The sequence below is a fragment of the Actinomadura sp. 7K534 genome, assembly GCF_004348575.1.
GTDB classification, from domain to species: domain Bacteria; phylum Actinomycetota; class Actinomycetes; order Streptosporangiales; family Streptosporangiaceae; genus Spirillospora; species Spirillospora livida.
The window spans coordinates 1-1,257 of record NZ_SMKB01000485.1 but is presented as its reverse complement, the minus strand read 5'-3'; the positions used below and the strand labels follow the sequence as shown (position 1 = coordinate 1,257).

The following is a 1,257-nucleotide window of genomic DNA, read 5'->3' as shown; positions in this document are numbered from 1 at the left end:
GCCCCCAGCGACGCCACCCGCTCCCCCCAATAGGGCTGATCACCGAAGAACGGACACACCACGGTCGGCGCACCCGCCCGCAGGCCCGCCGCGGTCGTTCCCGCACCCCCGTGATGCACCACCGCGGCCATCCGCGGAAACAGCCACGAATGCGGGACGTCCTGAACGGCGAGAACGTGCTCGTCCGAAGTGTCCGGATCCCCTTGCACGATGCCGCGCACACCGGCGGCCCGCAACGCCGTCCGCACCACCATTTCGGTCATATCGGCATCTTTCGGAACCATGCTTCCGAAACCGACGTACACCGGCGCCGGACCCGCCGCCAGAAAATCCGCAAGCTCCCTTGGAGGCTCCCAATCAGGCTCGTCGAGGAACCAGTAGCCGGTGAGGTGCACGTTGGACGACCAGTCCCGCGGCCGCGGCACCACGGCCGGGCTGAAGCACGCCAGCACCGGACCGCCGTCCGCCCGCCTGCCGCGCACCGGCAGCCGTCGCAACCCCAGCGTCTCCTCCCGCCACGGGTTGATGAACGGCCGCGACAACTGCCACGCGATCTGGTCGACCGCCAGGAAACTCGCCCGGTTCGCCCACGGCCCGAACATCCGCGCCCGCGGAACGAACGGATGCGGAAAAGCGCCGGTCGGCTGACTCGGCTGAAAATGGATCAGCGCCCACGGAACACCGAGATGCTCGCCGATATGCCGGGGAAGAAAGCCGAGCGTCGGCCCCAGAATGAGATCGGCACCCTTGCAGGCGTCCAAACATTCCGCCAGCAGCCGCTCGGCCATCGGCCCCAATATCCGCCTGAACCCACCGAGGAACTTCACCGGATTGCGTCCGCCCGCCAGCAACTCCTGACCGGCATCCGATTCGAGGATCTCCGTAGGGTCGGCCGTCAACGGCGCGAGTTCCAGCCCCGCGGCGACGACCATCGGCGAGTACCGCGCACTCGCCACGAGGCGCACCTCGTCCCCCCGCCGCCGGAGCACCTGCCCGAGCGCCACACACGGCTGGATGTCCCCCCGCGACCCAGCCGCGAAGATCACGATTCTGCGCACGCCGTCCTCCTACCAGGCATCGCCGCGCGGCTTGGGCTGCGGCCCGTCCACCGGCTTCTCCTCGGGAACATAGGGCTCGTACCACCCCTCCGGAGGCGCGGGCCGCTCCCCGCCCTCCTCGGGATCCCACTCCACACTCTTCGAAGGCGTCTCTCCCCCCGCATCCTGCGCGCGCCCCCCCGAGGAAGACACCCTGAAC

Annotated in this window: 2 protein-coding genes; both read right to left on the bottom strand. The window is 69.5% G+C overall.

Features of this window, described 5'->3' with window-relative positions; translation table 11 throughout:
• A partial coding sequence (locus tag E1266_RS37300) for a glycosyltransferase (RefSeq protein WP_243719383.1) occupies positions 1–1,058 on the bottom strand: 1,058 nt, incomplete at its 3' end.
• 9 nt (positions 1,059–1,067) lie between these two features.
• The coding region (locus E1266_RS39110; protein WP_207946165.1) for a hypothetical protein at positions 1,068–1,257 on the bottom strand (190 nt) is incomplete at its 5' end.